13 protein-coding genes are annotated in these 21,627 nt (G+C 35.5%); all 13 read right to left on the bottom strand.

All coding sequences use genetic code 11. The annotated features are described in order from the left end of the window. Positions 1-228: 228 nt before the first annotated feature. The 13 genes from AC5ZCW_RS07665 to AC5ZCW_RS07605 all read right to left on the bottom strand — a co-directional run bounded on the left by AC5ZCW_RS07665 (position 229) and on the right by AC5ZCW_RS07605 (position 21,562). Positions 229-1,233 (bottom strand): NHL repeat-containing protein, encoded by a 1,005-nt coding sequence (locus AC5ZCW_RS07665; RefSeq protein ID WP_496118892.1) that lies wholly within the window; start codon positions 1,231-1,233, stop codon positions 229-231. Positions 1,234-1,247: 14 nt separating this feature from the next. Next, the gene (locus AC5ZCW_RS07660; protein ID WP_496118891.1) at positions 1,248-2,462 is read right to left on the bottom strand and encodes a hypothetical protein; all 1,215 of its coding nucleotides are present in this window, start codon (positions 2,460-2,462) and stop codon (positions 1,248-1,250) included. A 172-nt stretch (positions 2,463-2,634) separates the two neighbouring features. Next, a complete protein-coding gene (locus AC5ZCW_RS07655) occupies positions 2,635-3,555 on the bottom strand; it encodes a DMT family transporter (protein WP_496118890.1) in 921 nt (306 codons plus the stop codon). Positions 3,556-3,575: 20 nt separating this feature from the next. After that, complete coding sequence (gene nagA, locus AC5ZCW_RS07650; RefSeq protein WP_496118889.1) at positions 3,576-4,694, bottom strand: N-acetylglucosamine-6-phosphate deacetylase; 1,119 nt, start codon at positions 4,692-4,694, stop codon at positions 3,576-3,578. A gap of 8 nt (positions 4,695-4,702) precedes the next feature. Beyond that, positions 4,703-7,900 (bottom strand): LamG-like jellyroll fold domain-containing protein, encoded by a 3,198-nt coding sequence (locus AC5ZCW_RS07645; RefSeq protein ID WP_496118888.1) that lies wholly within the window; start codon positions 7,898-7,900, stop codon positions 4,703-4,705. Positions 7,901-7,991: 91 nt separating this feature from the next. After that, positions 7,992-9,179, bottom strand: a complete 1,188-nt coding sequence (locus AC5ZCW_RS07640; RefSeq protein WP_496118887.1) for an AGE family epimerase/isomerase — start codon at positions 9,177-9,179, stop codon at positions 7,992-7,994. 118 nt (positions 9,180-9,297) lie between these two features. After that, positions 9,298-11,403 carry a GDSL-type esterase/lipase family protein gene (locus AC5ZCW_RS07635; RefSeq protein WP_496118886.1) on the bottom strand — a complete coding sequence of 702 codons (2,106 nt, stop codon included), beginning with the start codon at positions 11,401-11,403 and terminating at the stop codon, positions 9,298-9,300. A gap of 122 nt (positions 11,404-11,525) precedes the next feature. Then, positions 11,526-12,761: an MFS transporter gene (locus tag AC5ZCW_RS07630; RefSeq protein ID WP_281633463.1), complete on the bottom strand. Its 1,236-nt coding sequence runs from the start codon at positions 12,759-12,761 to the stop codon at positions 11,526-11,528. A gap of 115 nt (positions 12,762-12,876) precedes the next feature. Continuing rightward, a complete protein-coding gene (locus AC5ZCW_RS07625; protein WP_496118885.1) occupies positions 12,877-14,037 on the bottom strand; it encodes a galactose oxidase in 1,161 nt (386 codons plus the stop codon). Between the two features lie 31 nt (positions 14,038-14,068). After that, positions 14,069-14,989, bottom strand: a complete 921-nt coding sequence (locus AC5ZCW_RS07620) for a dihydrodipicolinate synthase family protein (protein WP_343541501.1) — start codon at positions 14,987-14,989, stop codon at positions 14,069-14,071. Between the two features lie 95 nt (positions 14,990-15,084). Next, complete coding sequence (locus AC5ZCW_RS07615; protein ID WP_496118884.1) at positions 15,085-16,548, bottom strand: RagB/SusD family nutrient uptake outer membrane protein; 1,464 nt, start codon at positions 16,546-16,548, stop codon at positions 15,085-15,087. Positions 16,549-16,566: 18 nt separating this feature from the next. Then, on the bottom strand, positions 16,567-20,001 hold the full coding sequence (locus AC5ZCW_RS07610; RefSeq protein ID WP_496118883.1) for a SusC/RagA family TonB-linked outer membrane protein: 3,435 nt from the start codon (positions 19,999-20,001) through the stop codon (positions 16,567-16,569). A gap of 328 nt (positions 20,002-20,329) precedes the next feature. Then, positions 20,330-21,562, bottom strand: coding sequence for an ROK family transcriptional regulator (locus tag AC5ZCW_RS07605; protein WP_343541498.1), 1,233 nt, complete (start codon positions 21,560-21,562; stop codon positions 20,330-20,332). Positions 21,563-21,627: the final 65 nt, after the last annotated feature.

Genomic DNA, 21,627 nt, shown 5'->3' with positions numbered 1-21,627 from the left:
CTGGTTATCTTTCTTCATAGCGAGTGCAAATTTAAACAGTTATTTTTAATTTTTAGCTATAAATTGTTAAAACTTTTAATACCCTATCAATGTAGTAGGTTATTTTGAAATTCCAATCATTAAAACCCAAATTCCAAATTTCATTTCAATTAAAAAAAAATCCAAATTCCAATTTGTTCCGAGACTTCGGGATTGGAATTTGGAATTTTTAAAATTAGAATTTAAAACCTAATTATTTTGTTCTGCAATTGAAGATTTATTCAGTTTTACCACTCTAACTTTCTTATTGGTATTATCTGATAAGAAAATACGATCATCAAGCTGTGCCGTTCCCACAATAGTTCCGAACTTATTCTCGCCAAAAATATCTGAAGCATTCAAAACCGCTTTATAATTTTTTCTGATAAATTCTTCTTTTGGATACAATCTTAAATAAGATGTGCTTCCTTCATTTTCTGTAGTTACTGCCCAATCTTTACTAAAAGAAACTGCAATTGGTTTTATGTCTACAAATTGCAATTTATCTGGTTCAATTGGAGTTGTTAGCGAATTCTTAGCATTTGCTTTAATGTTTGCAATATCATAGTACAGGTAACTTTTTGTATCTCTTCCTGCAACCACAAGATTTCCGCCATACACATCCATAGAATATACTTCGGTGTAGCCATTTAAGGTATTTAATTTAGCGATTGGTTCTAAATTCCAATTGCTAGTCTCTGTAATCTGAGAAGTTTCAAATACTTTAATGCTTTTTTCCTTTTCTTTTACGAATATCAATTCGTCTTTTACCACAACACCAAAAACGTGCACAAAAGTCTGCCACCATTGTCCGTTTCCTACCGTACTGATTCCAGCATTTGTAGTTTCGTCAAAAACAAATAATCTAGATTCTGTACTTCCAACATAAATGCGCCCATTGTCAACCGCAACCGAAGTAAGACTTGTAAGCGGAATTGTCGTTGTTCCTTTTGTATATTCTTTAATTGTTTTAATGTGAGCTAATGTCAGAGCATTAAATACTTCTAAAACATTTCCGTTGATAACGTATAGTTTTTCGTTTGCAACTGCGATTCCTTTCGGATCAAATGCTTCTGCACTCCCTGGAATGTTTTCCGCTGTAATCGAAGCTTCATCTGTTGGGTAATAATAACTATAGTCTTTGGTCTCATTGTCGTCTTTACTGCAATTGGTAAAAAAGCAAAGAGCAAATATCAGGGGCAAAATATTTTTCATCGTTGTTTTATATTTTAGTTCCATTTTCCTTCGCCTTTGTATTTGACTAAAAATGGATTTTTCGGATTAATTTTAAACACTGGTTTTTTATAATTTCCGCTTACGTAATTTGTTTTCTCATACGTTTTCAAAACGTCTGGATCTGTAAAAGGAAGATCATTCAGATAAATTAAATATTTATAGAAATCTGTCAGCATTTCCTGTTGGCCACCGCCTTCACCGCTATTTGCTAAATTACTGCTGTGACTGAAACCGATGTGATGCGAATATTCGTGCGACCAAACCGACATTTCTCCGACCCAATGGCCCGTTACGTAACCCGATTCCCATTGCGATGCTAGATTTCCTCCACCCCAAGCAGAATCTCCTCCAACCATTGCCATCCAAACGGTTCTTTTATCTAAATAATTCCAGTATATTTTTTCGATTTCTTCTTTAGAATAATAATCATAAACACCGTCTTTATCTTCTGCATTTCCGTGCCAGTTTAACGCACCGTTTATGCCTGTTCCAGCTGCAGCGGCTTGTTCTTGTTTGTATTTATCAAAATTGGTGAACGTGCTGTAATACAAGGGATGACTCAAGGCATAAGAATAATTGATAATCATGGTAATCGCTTCTTTTGCCAAAGCTGGATTCATAGGAAGAAATTTACCCATTTCATTAATGTGGTATCCATCATGAAACTGAACCAAATGATTTGATTTTATTTTTTTGAATTTTAGAAATAAAGGATCATCCGATTCTACTGAAAATTGAATTGCTCCAGAAGAAAATCCTTCAATTTTCTCGATCGTTACTGTATTTCCAGTTTCTAATAAATAATCGTTTGCTTTTTCTGTTAAAGGAAGTTTATGAAACGAACGATGAAAAGCTGGTATTTTAGAAAAAGTGTAAAGCACAAATTTTTTATCATAATTTGGCAGTTTCGCATAGATTTTCACATTTGTAAGTCCGACTGGAGAATACAACGAAATCTGTACAGAATCTTTTCCTTTTTGGATAACCTGAAGCGGTTCGTTTACTCGAAACCATCGGTCTGTTTTATCGTACATTTTTGAAGGACTTTCATCATCTTCAAACATGGTCATTGGCTTATTTTCTGCTGGTAAAGCTGTAGCGTCTATGCTTGGCAGATAATTTGGTTTGTACGAATCTCCATCGTCACTACAACCAAAAATAATACTTGCCAATAGGGCAAATACAAAAAAGTGAGTGTTTTTTCTCATCAGTATGTCAGTAGGTTTGGGGTTAAAAATATGGTGCAAAACTATAAATATGATTTTTAAAAACAAGTGTATTGCAAGAAAAATATGAACTATAAGTTTACTAATTGTGAATTTTGTATACTTACACTATACTTTTAAATTACTTAATACTTTGATTTTCAAACATCTTATGTTATCTTTTTATCTTCTGTTTTTTTGAATAAAGATTGATATACAATCCTAATATAACGAAGATAACACCGACTAAAGTATATAAAGTCAAAGGTTCATTGACAACAAAATAGGCGATTAAAAATCCGAATATAGGACATAGGAAAAGCCAATACGAAGCTTTTACTGGATCTATCTTTAAAAGATACAGCCAAAACTGAATGGCTCCAATAGAGACAGCAATTGCTAACCATGCTGTCGAAAACCAAAAATCGGCATTAAAAGTGTTTTTATCCGATTCGTAAGTCAATCCTAAAGCTGGAAGCAGAAATAGAGCTCCAATTATGGTCTGCCAGCCGTTAATGGTTAGAATGTGTAATCCGTTCCATTCTTGTTTTGAGTAATATATAGTTCCTAATGAGTAAGCAATCATGCTGACAATTAAAATGAGTATTCCGCCGGGAGTTGCAAAGCTGCTTTGTAATAAGGGATAGGCCGCAAAAAAAACACCCGCAAAACAAAGCACTAAACTGATTACACTTTTAAAATTGATTTTATGAGATAACCAAACTGCAGAAATCAAAACAATAAAAACCGGATTAGTTGCTACTGCTAAACTCCCTAAACCTGCGGATACTTTTTGCATAGCAATAACATACAGCCCCAAATAAAAAGTAATGTTCAGCAAACCATAAATACTGATTTGAATCCACTCTTTTTTTTGAGGCAGTCGTTTTGCCATTATAACATGTGAAATTACAAGCATGATGCTTCCTGCAATTAAAAATCTAAAAATGGAAATCACAAAAGGCTGTGCAAAATGGAGTCCGATTTTTGTGGCTGTCGAGGCAGACGCCCACAAAAAAGCGAAAATAATTCCAATAAAAATTACTTTCCATTCTTTTAACTGACTTAAAATTGGAAGCTGTTTTTCTTTAATCATTGTAAAATAAATGAGTCTGTTTAAGAGAAATTAAGTGTTTCTATTTCGCTTAAATCAGCATTGAATTTGACAAAACTGGCAGGAAATCCAGATTTTATTTTTCCAACTCTATCTTGCATACCAATAGCAGAAGCTACTCTTGTAGAAGCCATTTTTATTGCTTCATCTGCAGAAACGTGCAGATGGTTATAAGCATTTTGTACTGCTTCTGCCATTGAAATTGTTGCTCCCGCCAGATTGCCATCTTCATTTCTATAAAAACCATTTTCTAAATGAGCATCAAAATTATCCCACTTAAAATTGGCTACTTTTCGACCTAAAAAAGTTGCATCACTTATTAGAAAGAATTTATCTTTTTTTAATTTATATGCCACTCTTGCCGAGGCATAATCACAATGTGCGCCATCTAGAATAACTGGGGCATAAACCTCTTCGTTTTCAAAAACGGCTCCAACCAAACCTGGTTCACGATGACCAAACTGTGTCATGGCATTAAACAAATGCGTTACCAGATTTATTCCTTTTGCAAAATAAGGTTGTGCTTCTTTGTGTGAAATAGTCGAATGCCCGATTGAAATGGTTATCCCGCTTTCAATCAGCTTATTTAATTGCTGTTCTGTAAAACATTCCGGAGCGATTGTAATTACTTTAATGACATCTTTTCCTTTTTCGATAATTTCATCCAATTCTTCATCAGTCGGTTTTCTAACCTGATCAATGCTGTGTGCACCGCGTCGTAACGGATTTAAAAATGGTCCTTCTAAATGCATTCCGATAACGCCATTATTGTGCTTTTTCATGTAAGCGCGAACTGCTTCAATTCCTTCTAAAATGGTTTCTTTTGAAGAAGATATCAAACAAGGTAAAACATGCGTTGTGCCATATTTTAAACTGGCGTCATAAATATCCTGAATCGTTTCTTCGTTTGGAGTCTGACTGAAATACAGTCTTTCTCCTCCATTGATCTGAATATCTATAAATCCTGCCGAAAGATGATTTCCTCCCAAATCAATTTTTTCCAAATCATTTGGGATTTCTTTTTGCACCGAAATAACTTTTCCGTTTTCAATAATTACCACTCCATTTTCAATTATTTCATCGCCTGTATGCACCACAGCATTTACAATCGCCTGTTTCATGTTTTAATTTATTTCTTTATAATTTTACTGCTAATTGAAGTCTTTGCATCATTTACATTTAACAGATAAATGCCCTGCGGCTGATCTGCTAATGAAAATGAAATTTCTTTTTCGTTCAAATTTACAGAGGTAGATCGGATTAATTTTCCAGATAAATCAAATAATTTAATGTTTGCAATTCCGTCTGCATTATTAAATTTAATTTTCACCAAATCAGTAACTGGATTTGGACTTATTTCAATTCCAAAATTCTGATTTTCAATTGCAGCTTCTCCTACTTTTTTCGCCGATAAATTTGATGGAGGCAAAAAAGTATCAGTTCCATTTGTCAGCCAGTTTAAACTAAAACGCACAAAATACATTTGATAGGTTGAACTTTCTCCATTTTCATAATAAATACCAATTGTTCCGTCTGGCAAAATTGTTAAGCTCGAATAAGCCGATGCTCCTGCAAAAATAGTTTTTGGTGTTCCCCAAGTTGTTCCTTCATCAGTACTCATTTGCACACTCACATTTTTACGGCTGCTGGCAAACGGAATAGAATGCAATAATCGATTTTTATCATAACCATCAAGTGTAGAAGTATAACGTATAAAATCGCCATCGCAATTTGGGTCTGTAATACTCGTTTGATTATAAGCTGTTCCCCAACTCAAGCCTTTGTCAGTTGAAATATTAAAACGGCGTGTTCCTGAATTTCGGATACTCATCATAATATTTCCGTTATTTAACTCTACCACTTTGGCTTCATCACCATCCAATTCTGCTCTTCCTGTAGAAGCTGTCCAAGTAACGCCGTGATCGGCACTCGTGATCATATAATTATTAATATGTTCGACTCCTGAAACATTTTCTCGAACGGCAATTGCTGCAACAATTTTTCCGTCACGCAATTGATGTGCTCTTCCTGAAGCCACAAATAATCCTTTCCAATTTGGGTTTGGTCCGTAAATCTGACTGGTAATATCTACAGGCGCTCCCCAAGTTACTCCGTTATCGGTACTACGAATAACCAAAACTTTTGCTGGTGCTGCATTTGTCGAAGCAAAAAAACCTTTTTCAGCCGAGACCAAACATAATAATTCGCCCGTTGTTTTGTCTAAAACTAATGCCGCATCGCCTGCTCCTGTTGCCTCTCCAAAATTGGCAATTGTTAGTGGCGAAGACCAAGTTTTTCCGTTATCTGTACTTCTGCGGACAACTGGATCTATTTTGGCTGCTAAATCGCCTGCTCCATTCCATCTTTTGTCTGTTACCGTTACCAGCGAACCATCGGCAGCAGTGATGATTGCTGGAATACGATAACTTGCAGAACCTGCATCGCCAGGAGTAAACAAAAGTGTATTGGCTAGCAAAATCACTCTATTTCCTGATACTGTATTTATTGTTGTAGTATACGTTACAGTATTTGCCACAATCGATTCGCAGGTTGCATCTAATAAATTTCCTTCTGTTGCGCTAGCCGAAACATCATAAATAATCCAAAAATAATTATCTCCAGAAACTAATGCTTTTGAGCCATTAGCTGTAAGATTTCCGCTTGACGGAGAAACTGTCGCAAACAAAGTCGCCGTTGTCGGATTAAAAACCGATGTACTGCCACTCGAATAAATTTTGATATTGGTTACATCTGAAATATTTGTCGTCCCAGTCATCGTAAACTTTAAAGCACTTACAGTCAACGGATTTAAATTACCCGAAACAGAAGCTTTTACCGCTATAATTCGCTGATCTGTGTCGCCTAAACCTGTTGGCAATTCGGTTTGTATTAATGAAACAGAATTAATCTGCATTTCGTTTGTCTGTGCAATTACTGATGCTCCATTCATTAAAGTCCCAGGATGATTATTTCCTGTAATATCTGGAACATTTATGCCACTTACGTTTTCAAAATCCCAAGCTGCGAGTAAACTCGTTTCTGATCCTGTAATTACGGCTGTTTTATCTGTTACCACTTCAGCTGCTGTCATGGCTTTACTCCAAAAACGAATATCATCGATTTGTGCATTCATGTATGAGGCAAAATTGCTTAGAGTTCCAAAAAATAAATCTCCAGTATTAGAAACTGTATTGGTTCCTCCAATATTTGTGGATGTTTTAGTTTGCTGTAAAACTCCATCAACGTAAATTTTACAGCTTGTTGTAGCAACATCTACAACCATTGCTAAATGATGCCATACATTATTGGCAATATTCGAAGTCCCGTACGGAGGTCCTGCCGCTCCCGCACTTGTGGTCAGGTTTACTCCAAACTGCCCTCCTCCTGCCGAAGTGTTATTGATAAATTCATATCCAATTCCTGAACCATTTGGTCGTTTGCTTAAAATACGTTTTCCAAAATCAGTGGTTTTGATTTTGCAGGTTATGGTTAAATTTTGTGCCGCTGCTAAATTAAAATCGCTATGATTCGCAACAAGCATATAATCATTTATTCCATCTAAATTTAAAACCATCGGAAAAGCATTTGAAAATGTAAATGTTCCAATCAGAGTTCCTGGATGGTTATTTCCTGAAACATCTGGAACTGAGGTTCCCGTTACGTTTTCAAAATTCCATGCCGCCAAAAGATCTGTTGTAGGAGCATTTACAACTGCGATCATATCTGCCTGTAATTCCATTGCGGTCATCGCTTTATTCCAAATTCGGACATTATCGATTTGTCCTGCCCATTTGAAACTATTGGAAGCATCTGAAGTTGCTCCTATTACAAAGTTTACGGCATTAGAAAAATCAGAAGTTACAGAAGTAAATGTTTTTCCTGTATTGGCCAAAACACCATCTAGATAACCATAAATCGTTCGATTACTCGAAGCATCAATAACCAAAGCAATATGATGCCAGGTTCCGTCAGCAATCGAATTAGCAGAATATCCTGCTGTACTAATATTTGTTGGAGTTCCTGTTCCGCTTGCATTCATGGCAAATTTTCCGGCATTCGTTCCGTTTCCTGTCCAAAACTCATAGCCATTTCCAGATGTGCCATTTCTTTTGGCAAAAATTCTTGGAGTTCCAGTATTCGTTGTGGTTTTAATCCAACAGGTTACGGTTTTATTTTGACCCGAACCAAAGTCTAAATCTGGATGATCTGCCACTGTCATGTAAGCCGAAGTTCCATCAAGGTTTAAAACCTTACCGCTTTGCCCTTTTGTATTTATAGTGTAGAAACACATCAAACACAAACAAAAATAGAATAATACATTTTTCATAGTTTTTAATATTTGGTTATAAATTGGTTAATAAGCAAAAACTAGTATCTAAAAACTTGATGGATCGGCGGATAATTGGAAGAAACGGATTTTAATTGTTTTCTAGATATTCATGTAATATTTGAGTACAATACCACTCTTGTCTTGGCAAATGAAACGGTCCTTTATAAAGATTCCCTTTTGCCGTTTGCGCTACGCTGCCATCTCTATGCAAATACCCAAACCATTCGCCATTTTCTTTATCATGAAATTTACTGTACGAGTAATCGTGAATCATTTTATGCCATTTGGCATATTTCTCATTTCCTGTCATGGTGTAAGCCAATAAGGTTGCAATAATCACCTCATTATGTGGCCACCAGAATTTCATATCCTGCCAATATTCCTGAACAGGATTTCCGTAAACGTCAAGGAAATATAGAATTCCTCCGTGTTCCTTGTCCCAGCCACGTTCCCACATATAATCGAGCATTTTACAGCCTAGTTCAATTAAATGCGGATCGTTGTTTCTGTATTTTGCTTCATGCAGAATAAACCACGCGCCTTCTATCGCATGTCCCGGATTTAATGTTCTTCCGTCAATATGATCAATTATAGAACCATCTGGAGCGACTTGTTCCATCACACATTTTATATCGTGTTTTACAAAGTCATTTTCGATTTCGGCTATCCATTTCATAATCCATTCATCACAACGCGAGTCGCCAATATTTTCTCTTAATTGTTGTGCAGTATTGATCATAATCATTGGAGAACCAATTCCTTTTGAAGGTCTTACATTGGTATATTTTGGTTCTAATAAACCTGGAGTTGTGGTGTATTTGATACATTCTCCAAAAAGATGACGTGCTTGTTCTGCGGCCGCTTCATCTCCGCTCGCTTTTGCATAAGCACTCAAAGCAATTACTGCAAAAGTTTCAGAAAAATAATAACGGCGTTTGCGTATCGGACTTCCATCTTGTGTGACATGAAAAAACATACGTCCATCTGTATCAAAACAATGTTTATTTAAAAAATCGATTCCAGATTTTGCGCCTTCAAGCCATTCTTGTTTGGGTTCGATTGTATTGTAAAGTGTAGATAGCAGCCATGAAGTACGTCCTTGAAACCAAACTGATTTATCGGTATCTATTAAATCTCCAGTTTGGTTCCGCATCAGTAAGTAACCACCATGCTTAGTATCTATTGAACGCGGAAACCAAAATGGAACTGTATTATCTAATAATTGGTTCTGATAAAACTCTTTTAATTCTATTAAATCAGTTTTTGAATAGCTCATTTTAATATATGTTTTTACACCTGAAATTCGATTCAGGTTTTGTTATGTTGATAGGTGAAATCGCTTTAGATGTAAATTCAGTTCATCTAAAGAAAAAATATAGTGTAAGAGACGTTTTCTAGTTTTGGTGCACAGAATCCAGTTCTAGCCTAAAAGTGGAACATGGAAGACTGGCTTCGTTTACCAGATTTGCTGTCGTATAAGGCATGTATGCGTATAAAATTTCTTTTATTTTCTGGTCTTTCGGAATGCTAATCTGCACTTGATCTTTTATAATTATTGCTTTACTTTCAATCCGAATTCCTTTATCGGTTACTAATTCAAATCCGATTACCTCTTTTTTATCCGCTGTAAATAGCTGTTTTGCATTTGAAAAAGAAACCAGAATAACATCTCCTTTCTCAATGACTTTTATTGGCACTGGTCCCTCGGCAGTTCTTTTTTTTCCGTAGGTATATTTTAAAGCCAATAATGCCAATCGATCTCCAATGGGTTCTTTTTTTATCGGATGCACATTGGTTTCGTCGCCAAAATCCATACTAACTGCCATCGCACTATTTGGAATCTTTTTCTGAACTCTATTTTGTGCATCTCTAAACAATGCCCAAGACGGACGATTTATGCTTGATAGCTGCACAAAATAAAACGGCAATGAAATTCCCCATGCTTCCCGCCAGCTTTTTACTAATTCTGGTAGAGAATGCTCGTATAATTCGACATTATGCGCATTGCTTTCGCCTTGATACCATAAAATTCCTTTGATTGGAAAATCGGTAAACTGAGAAACTCCAGCTTCATAAGTGTAACAAGGATCGTAAGGATGACGCTGTTTTGGATTTACAGCATTTTTTAAATTTTCGTCAGCACGAGATCGAACCCAAGGCATTAAAAAATCAGATTTTCGCCAGTTGGTCAATACATCCACTTCTTTATCATCATGTTCTAAAGTATATCGATCGATCCAAGATTCGATTGGAGAACCGCCAACCGCAACCTGAATTAAACCAATTGGCACATTTTCTTCCTGAACAATATTTTGTCCAAAATAATACGCCACTGCCGAAAAGTCTTTGGCACTTAAAGAATCACAAATTCTCCAGTTTCCTGAAAAGTATTTTAATTGATTTGTTTTCTCTAAAGTGATCGAATCCCATGCTTTTTCATCGGTTTCCTGAATGACTTCAAAATTGAATAATCTAAGTTTTGTATTTGCTGCCGCTTTTTGTAATTCGGAAATTCCGTTTTCTGCTTTTTTCAAAGGAAAAGCCATATTTGATTGTCCTGAACAAAACCAGACGTCTCCAATTAAAATATTTTTTAAAGTAAGATTTTGATTGGAAGTTGAAATCGAAATCTGCTGTATTTCTCCCGATTTCATAGCAGGAAAAACAGCTTTCCATTTTCCGTATTCATTTGCAGAAACTGTTACTTTTTGCTTATCAAAACCCACTTCCACTTTTTCTCCTCCGTTTGCATTTCCGTAAATTACAATCGGCAGATTTCGCTGTAAAACCATATTATCCGTAAAAACAGCAGGCAATTTTAATCCGCCAAAATCTTGCGTAACATTCTCGTAAACGGTTTGTGCTAATATCTTTGCTCCGTCTTTTGTTGGATGTAAGGCATCTGGAAAAAGATCTGGACGTGAATATAATTTTTCGTGAAGGTCAATTAAATGGACTTTATTTGCTTTAGCAATTTCATTAATATGTTCCTGAATCTGCCAAAACCAATCTCGTGTTCCCGATTTAAAACGAGGATGTTCGTTAAAAATCGGAGTCATACGACAGATGTAAATTTTCACCTTCGGATTCTCTTTTCTTAATGCATCAATCAGCCAAGAATAATCGGCATTAAAATCGTCTTTGTAATTCGGCCAATTTCTCGGATCGGTATCATTTAGTCCCAAATGGATAATCGCAATATCCGGCTGATAGGCAATGGCATCAGAGCATTCTTTAGTTTTATAATAAGGTTTACTTCCTTTTTTTAAAAGAGTTGCACCGCTGTAACCAAAATTTTTCACTTCATATTGACTTCCCATCAAAATCTGCAATTGTGAAGGATACGATTCTGATTTCGAATTGGCCAAAAGATAGCCAGCTGTAACAGAATCTCCAATACAAGCTACTTTTATATCAGTCTGCTGCGCATTCATCCCCAAATTAAATAGGAAAATGAATGCTGTTATGAGCAGTAGTAAATTTCGTTTTTGTGTTCTCATTCTTCTTTACATTGTACTAAAATTGAGGTGTTATGAGCCGAGCGAAACGGCATAGCTCCGCCCGGGCTTATAAAACCAAAAAAGCAACTAACAATCTAATTTTAAAAAAAGGTGACTTTGACTTAAGCTCCTTCGAAATCATTTACTTTAGGACGCAAAAAGCTAATTTGCGTGATAAGGGCAATCAGGACGATACCGGCCATCAAAGAAAAACCATAACCCAAATTACCAGCATCGGCTGATTTCCCTAATAAGGAGGTGACCAATGCGCCACAGCCAACCCCCGTCATATTTAAAATACCATAAGCCGTCGCCCGATATTTTGAAGAAACAAATTGACAGATTATGGGCATATTATTTGCATCAAACATTCCGTATCCTATACCAAAACACAGAACTGCGCCAACCACGTGAAACAACGAATGCCCAAATCCGATCAATAATAGTGCGGGAATGGTCAAGCTTAAACCAATCGCGCTGGTATAAATTCTTCCTTTTATATTTTTTTGAACCCATTTATCCGATAAAATTCCGCCAAATACAACTCCAAGCAAGGAAGAAAATGAAATTGTAATGGTTGCCAAAGGTCCAGCCTGATCCATAGAAATTCCTAAATTATCCGAGAATAGCGTTGGAAGCCAGTTTTTAGTTGCCCATCCCGGTAAACTTATTATCGCAAAATAGAACAGAATTACCCAAAAAGAAATATTGGTAAATAGTAACGCCAGACCTTTTAGCAAAGGAGCTTTTTCATGGGTTTTGTTAAACTCTGGATCAAAAATCTTTGTCTTTTTCTCGTACAAAAAGAAAACCAAAATAACCGAATAAACTACTCCAATAATTCCGAAATGATGAAAAGTCGAATGCCAAGAATAGCGTGCTGCAATTGTAGCCCCAAAACCTCCCAAAGCAGAACCTACATAAAGTCCTGTCATGTGAATACCAATGGCAAGTGATCTTGTTTTCTGCTGATGATAATCGGCAATTAAAGACAATCCTGCTGGAATGTATAACGCTTCGCTCACGCCCATAATGGCTCTTAACCAATAAATCTCATCATAAGTTTTAGCGTATCCCATTGCATACGTTACGGCAGACCAAACGAATAAACTCCCAATGATTAGCCATTTTCTATTTAATTTATCAGCGATAATTCCAGACACTGGGCTCATCAAAGCATAAATCCAAAGAAAAACAGCCATTAGACGTCCAAAATTTTCACCAGAAACTAATTCCGGAATGTCACTTTCCATGGATGGTCTCATGGTTGCGAGCATCTGCCTGTCCATGTAGTTTAATAAAGCTACAATCCAAAGTAACGCGACTACGAGCCAAGGATAATATTTAGAGTTTTTCATTTTGGTTTTGGTTGATTTTTGGTTTTTTATTAGCAATCTTTAATTAAACCTGACAGGTTTTAAAAACCTATCAGGTTTCTAAGCAACTTAACTTAATTAACTTAGATTTTTATTTTTATTCTACAGTTCCAATCATAACATCTGGTGTGCGAATACCAGGTTTTATTTCTCCATTTGATAAAACAATTTTATCGTTCCAAAGTACTGCTGTTGTCGTGACATGAGCCAGAAATGGCAATTCGCCAATTTTTGTCCATTTATTTTTTAAAGTATCGTACAATAAAACGGCATTATAAAATCCTTGATGTGTTGTATTTAAGATATTTTTTTCGGCAATTAATTTTGCCTTTTCTTCTTCTGAAGCTGTCTTTGAAATTTGAGATAAATAGGTTTCTATTTTATGAAATGTTTCTCCGTTATCTCCTCCCGTAATAATGATATTGTGTTTCCCAAAGGCGACTCCTGCTCCTGCTGAAAAATTGGTCGTTTTCTTTCCGTCCGTTATAACTGCTTTAGTTTCCCAAATTTGTTTTTTCAGGTTGAAAGCCAATGTTGTGTTGTGCAAATCACTTATTCCAGAAGCTGTTTTGGTTCTTCCTCCAACAACATAAATGACTTCATCCTGAACCACTGCAACTGAATTTGCTAATGCAAAAGGTAATTTTGGTTCTGATTTCCATTCTAATTGTGTTTTATTCAAATCAATGCTAAAAACCAAATCAGAACTTTTTGTGGCTTCATCGCCCCCAATTGCATACACTACATTACTCACATTTACAAGAGCTATATTGGTTATTTTAATTGGAAAATGGGGCAATGCTTTTATTTCGATTTCGTTTTTTTCAAAATTCCAATTTAAAACATGTGCTTTGTTGGATAAACCTTTTTCGTTTTCTCCTCCAACGTACACGATTCCTAAACTGGTTGAAACATTGCCACAATATGCAATTGGTTCTGGTAATTCTGCTATTGATTTTTTATTCCAATGAAAGGTTTTATCGCTTTTTTCTAAAACATGAATTTCTTTTGAATAATGCTTCTTCCCTCCTTCCCAAGGCATTTTATCTTGAAAATTGGCTCCTCCAGCGACAATCAAAACATCATTTGTCACACCATTAATTGGTCCTGCAAAACCTAGAGAAAGACTTCCATCGGCATTTTGAAGCTGCGCTGCTTTTTGCCATTCTATTTTTGAAATATTTTTTTGCTGCGAAAGACCAACTGTTGCTGACATAATTGAAATAGTAAGGATTGAGAAAGAAAAAAATCGATTCATAGTTGTTTGTTTTAACCGAAAACGAAACGTATTATTTTGATTTAAACTCGTCGAAATTTAAACCTTCAACATCTTTTTTGAACAATTCAAATTGTGCTGCACTCATGTTTTTGACTGGTAATCTGAATTCGCCTAAATTATGTCCAACCAATTTCATGTAAGCTTTTCCAACTGAGATTCCTCCGTACTTTCCTAAGAAACGAATCATATCAATTGACTTCTGCTGTAACTTTCTGGCTTTCACTAAATCATTATTATTAAAAGCATCAATTAGATCGTAGTATAAAGGAGCTGCATAATTAAAAGTACTTCCAACTGCACCTTTTGCCCCTAAAACCAATGCCGATAGCATATTTTCGTCACGTCCCCAAAGCATATCAAATTTTCCATCAGCATAACTCATACAGCTTTGGAAATCCATAAAATCCTCATGCGTATATTTAACTCCAGCAAAATTTGGCAGTTTTCCATCCAAAGCTCTTACTAAGTCAAACATCGGAATATTAACTCCTGTTAAAACAGGAATATGATAATAATACAATGGCATATTTGGAACACTTTCTCCCACTTTGATACAGGTTTCTGCAAGCGTATCAACGTTTCCAGGTTTAAAGTAAAACGGAGCTGTAATTGAAACTGCATATAAACCAATTTCATACGAATACTTTGCCAGTTCGATACAATCTGTTAAGCAAGTTCCGCCCAAGAAAACCATTACTTTAAAGTCAGCATCATGATTAGAGCAGTCTGCCCATGCTTTTGCAACCGTTTTTTTCTCTTCTAATGACATCGAAACCCCTTCGCCAGTAGAACCAATTATAAATGCTCCTGCTACGCCATTTCTTTTTAGAAAAGTATAATAAGCTGGAATCAGGCTCACATCCAATTTTCCACTCTCATCAAATGGAGTAAATGGAGCTGAAATAAGACCTTGTAAATGTTCGATTTTCATGACTTTTATTTTTAATTTTTTCGTTTTATCAAACTGGAAAAGCTTTCATTTCCAGTTTGATTTTAAACTTTAGTTTTTTTTATTCTTTGTTTCGTTTAATTGGTATATCCCGGATTCTGAACAATTTTAGGATTGAAATTGATTGTGTTTTGAGAAATTGGAAACAATACTTGTTTTCCTGCCATTGACGGAACTATACTTGTTTTATTAAAACGAACAATATCCCACCATGATTTTCCTTCAAAGGCCATTTCTTTTAAACGCTCTCTTAAAATCACATCGTCATTTGCTGCTGGAGTATCATTTGTAAATGAAGCCGATGCGTCAGCTCTTTTCATTACCAAATTCATTTCTGTGGTTGGATCCTGACCTAAAGCATTTTTAATCTCTGCTTTCATTAATAAAATATCTGCCCAACGGTAAATAATGATATCACTCACAAATCTTCTGATTGTTCCGTCTACAGTTCCGTTGTATTTTACCAAACCTGTAACTACTGGAGTTGTACCGTTATATAAAGTTAGATATGTTGCATCTTTTCTGGTATCTGTAGCTGCAAAATTGAATCTTGTAATGTCTGGCTGTACTCTCGAAATACCAGCATTTCCTGACCCTGTTCCTAGTGTACCGAAAACGGCTGTTGCCTGTGCTGATGTTAATGGTGCAAAATCACTTGGTCCAACAAACATAAACTGGTTCCAGTTATCTAGTAGTGATGACGTTAAATCGGCTAATGAATAACGGACTGCAAAAAGCACTTCGGCATTTCCTTTTTTGTCAAAAGCAAAAACATCTTTGAAACTTGGCATTAAAGTCGGTGTTCCCGGAATTGCATTTATTGCCGCTAAAGCATTATTTAAATCTGCTGTTCCTCCGTTTAATTGTTTTGCTGTCCATAAATTCACCTCTGCTTTTAAAGCATAAACTGATGGAAGAGCCAATTGTGTTTTGTTATTGTTTGCATCTGGAAAATTAGCAATGGCCTGATCAATATCTGATTTAATAAAGGCAAATGTTTCTTCAATCGTATTTCGCGGAATAATGTATTGCGACTGATTGGTATTTTCTGTTGGTTCTGTTACAATTGGCACTCCTCCCCAAGAACGCGCCATAATGAAATAACATAACGCACGCATTGTATAGGCTTGAGCAATATATCTTTTTTGCTCTTTTACTGTTGACGGACTAAATGTAATTTTTGGCACATATTTTAAAACCAAGTTTGCCGAATGAATTACAGTATACAAACCAGCCCAATCTACATCTATATTTTGTGGTGTAAGATTGTTGTTGTAGTAATTTGCCAATGTTAAAGGAGATTGAACTCCTCCTGTAATTTCTGCACTTCTTGCCCCTCCTAACAAATAATAATTTTGCTGAGTTTGGATTCTGAAGTTAACATACATTCCGTTTACGCCTGCTTTGGCATCATCTTCTGTTTTCCAGAAACTATCAGATGTAATAACACTATCAGATGTTAATTCTAAATCATCTTGACAAGAATTAAAAAGAGAAAGACTTGAAAAAAGTATTGTGTATAAAAGAAATTTCTTTTTCATGATTTTTTAATTAAAAATTTACAAACTGATATTTAAACCAAGAATAATGTTTCTAGGTACTGGGTAAGTTCCTGTAGAACCAGCTGCGTTTAATCCTAAACTAGATCCTCCGTCAATACCTTGTACTTCTGGGCTTAATCCTTTGTATTTTGTAAAGTAGTATAAATTACTTCCTGTAACATACAGGCGAAGTGATGTTAAACTTGCTTTTTCGATAAGTGTTTTTGGAAAACTATAACTGAACGTAATTTCTCTTATGCATAAATAATCTCCGCTTTCGTAGTAACGGCTGTTACCTTGGAACATATTGGTATTATAAGCTGCTCCACTCGCTTCAGATCTGAATAAGTTGTTCTGATTGGTTTGATCTGCCCAACGGTAACGAGGAACATCTGTAATATCTCCTTCTTTCTGCCATGCTTGTGCGCTTTCTGCCAATAATCCGTAGTTACCTTGAAACTGACCTAAGAAACGTGCTCTTGCTTCGTTGTAAATTGTTGCTCCTAAAGAATAATCCGTTCTAACTGTTAGAGAGAAACCTTTGTATGAAGTATCAAAATTGAAACCTCCTACGAATGTTGGGAACATATTCCCCATATATTGTCTATCTCGGCTATCAATGATTCCGTTATTATCTGTATCTTCAAAAACTGCGTCTCCAGCAAATTTTCTTCCATCAGGATTACCACCATTTGCAGCCGTTTTCGTTACATAAGTATCGTGAACTTTTGCATTGTATGCATCTGCTTCTGCTTGAGTTGAAAGAATATACAATTGTTTATGAGCGTAGAAATTTCCAATTTTTTGTCCTTCCTGTAAACCTCCTACATATACATATTTACCACTTTTTGCATCCCAGATCTCAGTTCCTCCAATTCTATTATTTCCATTTCCATTAAATGGAAGTTTTTCAACTGTATTGGTATTGTGCGAAACGTTTGCTCCAACATTTACTTTCCAATCATTTTTATTGTAAACATTTGCCTGAACTTCTAGCTCAAAACCTTTACTTCTTAATCCTCCTAAATTGGTTAAAACAGTTGAGAAACCACTATTTGAAGGCAATGTCAGATTCGTCAATAAGTCTGATGTCAATTTGTTGTAGAAATCTCCAATGATTCTAATTTTATCTTCGTTTAATCCGATATCAAAACCACCATTTATCGTTTCAGATTGTTCCCATTTCAATCCTGGATTTGCAATTTGAGAGTTGATAATCGCCGATTGCCCATTGTAGCTATTTGGAAGTCCGTTTGTAGTTCCAGCATATAATCCTCCAGCTTGGAAATCTCCTAAAGTTCCTAAGTTTCCATTTACACCATAACTTCCACGAAGTTTAAGAGAAGAAAAGAATTTTGGCATTGTGTTGGCCCAGAATTTCTCTTCCTGCATATTCCATCCTGCAGAAATTCCAGGAAAGAAACCATATCTATTATCTGGCCCTAAACTTGAAGAACCGTCATAACGAAATGAAGCCGTTGCAAAATATCTGTTTTTATAATCGTAATTAACACGTCCGAAAACACTATTTAAAACCAATTTGGTATTGTTGCTGTAAACTGAAACCGGAATTGGAGATGAGTCTAAAGTCTGCGCTAAATCTGAAGGGCTTCCTTTTCCTGCTGCATTAAAATATTTAATGGTTCTATCGTATTTTGAAACTCCTAGTTTAGCATCAAAGTTTCCAATATTTTCCCAATCTTTTTTATAAGCAAAAACTCCTTCGTATTGCACTTGATAGGTTTGATTGCTCAATCTTGTTGCAGTTCTTGTATTATCAACCAAACCACTGCTTCCGCTTAAAAATGCCTGTTGAAAAGTATTGTCATTTTCATTCTCACTGTATAATGAAATGGCTGGTGTGAAAGTAAAATCTTTCGCAAGTCTTAATTCACCATCTACACTCATTTGAAGCTTATCGTTTTCATTTTTCCCTTTAACTTTCCCCATCTGGTACAATGGATTTCCGTTAATGTTGTTTTGTCCTGGAGCTAAAGTTCCGTCTTCTAAATATAATTTTGTAGTTGGCGAGTTTCCTAAATATCTATTGAAAACTACACTGTTGGCCACAACTTGATTATTGCTTGCTTTAGAAAACAACACGCGGCCGTTAATTGTAAAATTGTCTGCAACTTTTAAAGAAGCGTTTAATTTACTGGTAAACCTTTGGTATCCTGTGAATATCGTAATACCATCACCTTTTAAATATCCTAAACTCAAATCGAATACGCCTGTGTCTGTTCCACCGCTAAAACCAAGTGTATGACTTTGTGTAATAGCATCCTGAAACAAAATATCATTCCAATCGGTACTCTTATACATAATTGTACTGCTCGGATTTAAAGGATCTGCAAGTTCCTGCCAACCCTTTGCCTGAAGTGTACTTATGGTTTCTGCAGATAAATTCGATTTTAATAAAGTAGCAAACGGAGTATTATTTTCTAGATTATTTCCGGTACCCGCAGGCGTTGCACCAGTTAATTGTCCTAAACGCGCGATACCAGTAGTGGTTGAAAGTCCAGCAAGTTCGGCTGCATTATACAATCCTTCACGCTGCATTTTAATGTAATCGCCTCCATCCATAAAATTGTATTTTTTGCCAATTCTACTGTTTTGAGTTGAAACATTATAAGTAACTTTTAGTTTACCTGCTTTACCTGTATTTGTAGTGACAATGATTACACCATTTGAAGCTCGTGCACCATAAATAGAAGTTGCAGCAGCATCTTTAAGCACCTGAAGTGAAGCAATATCTAAAGAGTTAATATCATCAATCTGATTTCTGATAACACCGTCAACAATATATAAAGGAGTTGCCCCAGACGGATTATCAATCGAAGTACCACCTCGAACAATTACATTGGAAGCTTTTCCTGGCTGTCCTGAAGAAGTTTTTACCACCAAACCCGTAACGCTTCCTTGTAAAGATTGTGTAACGTTTGAATAAGGTACATTTTCAAGAACTTTTTTATCCAGTTTAGAAACTGCAGTACTTAAAGTTCTTCTGTTTTGAGCTCCATATCCTACTACAATCACCTCGTTCATTTGCTGTCCTATTTCTTTTAAGACAATATTTAATGGACTTCCGGTAATAGCAACTTCTTGATCTTGTAATCCGATATAAGTTACAATTAAAGTAGTGGCATTATCTGGAACTTCAAAAGCAAAATTTCCGTCAAAATCGGTTTGAGTACTTACACTTGTTCCTTTAGCAACAATATTTACACCTGGAAGAGATTCTCCTTTTTCGTTAGTCACTTTTCCAGTAACTTTCTTCTGAACAGGATTGTTCTTTTTTACATTTTTATCCGTAAACACAACGCTTTTTTCTGTTTTAGCTGATGCTAATTGCATAGTAAAAGCTAAAAGTAACGTAGACGTAAGTTTAATAACTTTTACGTGTTTAGGAGTAAACCTAAAATTTTTAGGCTTACTTTTAGGCAATAATTTCATACTTTTGTAATGGTTTGGTTAATAAAACTTTGTTAAGGTCAATTTATTTATTCCTAAATCACCGTTCTCAAGAAGAACAAGCCAGCAATGTTCACAGCATTGGCTGGCTTTTTTTATGATCTAAAAACAATATATTTTTCCAAATGGTTAGTTTGGTTTTGAACATCAAATCTTAATTCTAAAGTTTTCTTTTTAACAGCTAATCGCTAAAAATTAAATGTAAACTTTCTTTAAACAATTTATTATTATTTTGTAAAGATATAAATTATTTTAAAATAACAACATTAGTTATTAAAATAATTTAATAATTGTGTTTTAGTTTATTAATTTAATTATTAATTAAAGGAAACAACAGCTTCTCTTTAATGACGCAACAAGCACCGATAACTCCCGCGCGACGCCCTAATGTTGACTTTTTAAGCTTCATATCGCGGTTTACTAAACCAAGCGAATACTTTTTTAAAGCTGATTGTATTGGCAGAAGTGCATAATCGCCAAGTTGTGCGAAATCTCCTCCAATGACCAAAAGATCGGGATTGAAGATGTTGAGCAAAATAGAAAGATAACGTCCCATTTTTTCACTTTGCTGCGTTACAAGATCTACGCAAAGAGTATCTTCTAAATTTACTGCTCCAGAAATAATAGCATGATGCTGTAATACAGGTGAGTTCTCATCCAATACCACTTTAGATTGTTTACCATCCTTTATGGCTTCTTTGAACTGATTGATTAGAGACCAGCCTGAAATTTCGGTTTCTAAACAGCCTAGTTTTCCACATTGGCACATAATCTCATTATTAAAAATCGTGCTGTGCCCAAACTCTCCCGAGTAACCTGATTTCCCGTAATAAAGTTTTCCGTCTGTAATCATTCCAATTGCAACTCCCCAGCTATAATTGACAAAGATGATATTTTGCTCGTCGTCTACAACACCTTCACAATATTCGCCAAAAGCCATTGCACGCGTATCATTTTCCAAATGAACAGGAAGATTTAATTGTTCTGAAATAATCTCAGTCAATGGCCTATTCTCACTAAAAAAATAATTATAGCTAAAGCCTTCCATCGAATTAATGCGGCCAGAGAAATTGATACAAACTCCAACTATCATTTTCTTTTCGACAGAGCTATCTTCAATAAAAGAGTTGATTAAACTGCAGAATTTGAGAAGTGATTCTTGCGTGTTTTCTAAAGCGAAGGAAGTTCCTAGCTCAATGCTTACTAATTCGTTCTTTATGTTCTGGAGACCAATAGACATAGTTGTAAGTCCAACTTCAACACCTAAAAAATAGGCACAGGTCGGATTTATACTAAACAACGAAGGTCTACGTCCGCCACTATTGGTTATTTTCCCTAGATCGACCACATAACCTTCAGCCAATAATTCATTGACTGCTTTTGTAACTGTAGGAACACTGGATTGCAGTTCTGTACTCAATTCTGCAATAGTCGAATTTCCGCCTGACAACAATCTTTTTACAATTGACTGTCTAAGCAAATGCCACTTTTGTTCGGATAAACTTTTGTCTTTGCTATTATCCAATAAATCTTTTAAACTCATTGCTTTCCTAATTTGGTTCACAACAAATTTAAATTATTTTTTAAATCAGCATAAAAATACAGTCT

The sequence above is a fragment of the Flavobacterium sp. PLA-DH12 genome, assembly GCF_059511845.1.
The sequence above is the reverse complement of the archived record's forward strand: the minus strand, read 5'-3'. Positions and strand labels throughout refer to the sequence as shown.